The 2,642-nt window shown below is 34.2% G+C and carries 3 protein-coding genes; all 3 read left to right on the top strand.

Features of this window, described 5'->3' with window-relative positions:
• Positions 1–608 precede the first annotated feature (608 nt).
• Positions 609–926 (top strand): hypothetical protein, encoded by a 318-nt coding sequence (locus H5182_RS21870; RefSeq protein ID WP_182760642.1) that lies wholly within the window; start codon positions 609–611, stop codon positions 924–926.
• 59 nt (positions 927–985) lie between these two features.
• Complete coding sequence (locus H5182_RS21865; protein ID WP_182760641.1) at positions 986–1,687, top strand: hypothetical protein; 702 nt, start codon at positions 986–988, stop codon at positions 1,685–1,687.
• A gap of 1 nt (position 1,688) precedes the next feature.
• On the top strand, positions 1,689–2,642 hold a 954-nt coding region (locus H5182_RS21860), incomplete at its 3' end, for a PoNe immunity protein domain-containing protein (protein WP_182760640.1).

The following is a 2,642-nucleotide window of genomic DNA, read 5'->3' as shown; positions in this document are numbered from 1 at the left end:
GGCGAAACTGAAGTCACTTCTTACTTGGTATACGCTTTAAAATTTGATAAATATTTTATGGGTTTAACGTTTACCTTTATGGAAAAAGATAAAACACACTGCTTACCTATAATAGAGCGTTTGCTGGAGTCGATTCGTTATGAATAAAAGATTTAAGTATTTTTTTTGAAGCTAAAAAATATATACATAATCATTTTATTGTGTCTGCTGGCATCATGCAGCTCACATTATTCATCTTTAGAAGGTAGCGGTAGAGTTTACGGTTATTCTGAAACGCAAATTGCGGCAGAAACTTATTCGTTGTTTTATCTGGGAAGTACCTCAGATACATTAGAGAAAGTTGAACGTCATTGGTATTTTAGAGCAACAGAGTTATGTGATAACCAGTTCGAAATAATTGAAAAATACTCAACCCCGTTATATGGCAAAGTTTCTATTCCTATTAATGGAATGATTACAGAAATAACGACAAAACGGCCGCGTGTTAATGGAGTGATTGTATGTTTAAAATGATGTTTCTAAGTATTTAAGTGGATGTAGATGAGTAGGGGCAGGTCTTTCTTTGTGTTTTTTATTATAGTTTTTATTTTTACAGGATATTAAATAAATTGTTATTTAGATTATTTATATTAATTAGTGTTTTTATTTCTGCTAATGCAATTGCAGCTATTGGCAAAGGTCATGTTAGTGGGCAAATAACGAATATTACCAGTATTAGCTCAGGGTTACTTGTGCGTATTAATGCAAACGAAGTACCTGAGCACTGTACTAGCGGCCGAGTATGGATGGAAATAAAACAAGAAAATACAGCGATGACCTCATTAACACTGACCGCTTGGACTTTAAAACGCGGTGTGACGGTTTATACTTCGGCTGATAGCAGTGGTTATTGTAAGGTTATTCAAGTTGACCCTTATGAATCGTGAGTTGGTGTTTAAATTTAAAGCGTTATTACGTTAATAAAATAAAGTACAGTTTTATTGCAGTGAATAAAGTCATTCTAACGTTATTAGCTAGGAAACTATTTTATGAAAAAATATTTTTTGTTTTATTACTTTGCTTAACAACTACAGTCAGTGCAAAAGGGCCTGTGAAAACAGGAAAAATAAATTATGTTGCTTTTAATTCGGGAGGATTTTTCCTCTATGCTTCTGATTGGCCCAACCCGAATAATTGCACAAGAAGTAATGCTGTTGTACTAAAGAGTAATGATGCTAATTATGATAAAGCGTATGCGTTGTTACTTGTAGCATACACGTCAGAAAAGGCAGTGTCTGGTTACTCCGACGGTTGGGGAAATTATGGGGAAATGGTTACAGATGATGACTTGGTAAATAGAGGTTTCACACCATTACATGATAGAATTACTGATATAGACGCAAAATTAGCACCAGGGATTGATGGTATTTTTGAAAAAGATGGTAAATATTTTATTGTTGAATCTAAATTTGGTTGCAGTAATTTAAATACTTGTAGGGACGATACCAGACAAATGAGTAGAAGCTGGATATACGACAGGCTTCAGAAAACCAACCTGCCAGCATCAAAGAAGGCGTTGATACTTGGCAACTATACACCTGTCTTGGCTAAAATTACGAAAAGTGGAGTTGTAACTTACAAAAAGCTCAAACCTGATGGCTATGTAGATAAAAGTGTTAAGTCATTTGCAGATATTTTCGGTGATTAAAATGAGAATTAGAGACTTACAAAGTAACGAGCAAAAATTAAATGAACTGTTATTGGCCAGGACGGAGCAAATAACTGCCTATGAAGAGTTGTTCAATAGTCAAAAGCTTAGTGAAGAAGGAGAGGTAAGGTTTAAATATGCTCTTTATTCTGACTATTTTGAATTGGCTTTATCAAAATATTCTTTAGGTTTTTCTTTATTTGATATTGAAAGTGATGTTGAAGCTTCATTTTCATTTTTCATGAAGAGATATGAAATAGATGAAGTGTTTACTTCTTTAGACGGTACAGATAGGTTTTTAGGCTTAATCTCACTTTTAATTTTATTAAATAAACTTGATGATAAAAAGCCACAACTACTTGCTAAATTAAATGAATATAATAAACGATTTTCTCTATGCGATTATATTTTAAGTAGCACTCCTATTAGTTTAGAGCAAAATAAATACAGCGATTTAGAACTAAAGTATGCTGAATTAATGGAAGCAGCTTCTTCTTGCGATAAAGGTCACTCTTTAATTAAATTAGAAGAATACACAAAAGGATGGTATCAATCACGACGTTCTGCTCATTGGTGGGGACAACATAAAAGTAACAAAACAATAGGCTATTTTGGCTATTGGTGTCTTGAAGCCGCAGCTATTGCGAAGTTAAAAGGGTTAGAACTAACCAATACGGACTTAGGTGAATTTTTCCCATACAGCTTTTTTGCTCTGCCAGAGCAACTACCGAAACCACAAAGTACTATAAAAAAGGGCAATTCGAATCAATCGAACACGATTGCTTATCCTGGTTTAGAGTCTTTGACTTTTGCGCTTGAGGATATTTGGCTAAATGAGAGTGAGCAACGCTTATCATTAATCACCCATGATGAAGGTCTGGAGTGTGCTGGTACTGTGTACCAAAGTGACGAAAATACATTAGACTCATTTGCGACAGGTAGGTATGAAGCATTA

Origin of the sequence: Pseudoalteromonas sp. SG44-17 (genome assembly GCF_014164235.1) — a bacterium.
GTDB lineage: Bacteria > Pseudomonadota > Gammaproteobacteria > Enterobacterales > Alteromonadaceae > Pseudoalteromonas > Pseudoalteromonas rhizosphaerae.
Note: the sequence above shows the minus strand (reverse complement) of the source record. Positions and strands in the feature narration are given on the sequence as shown.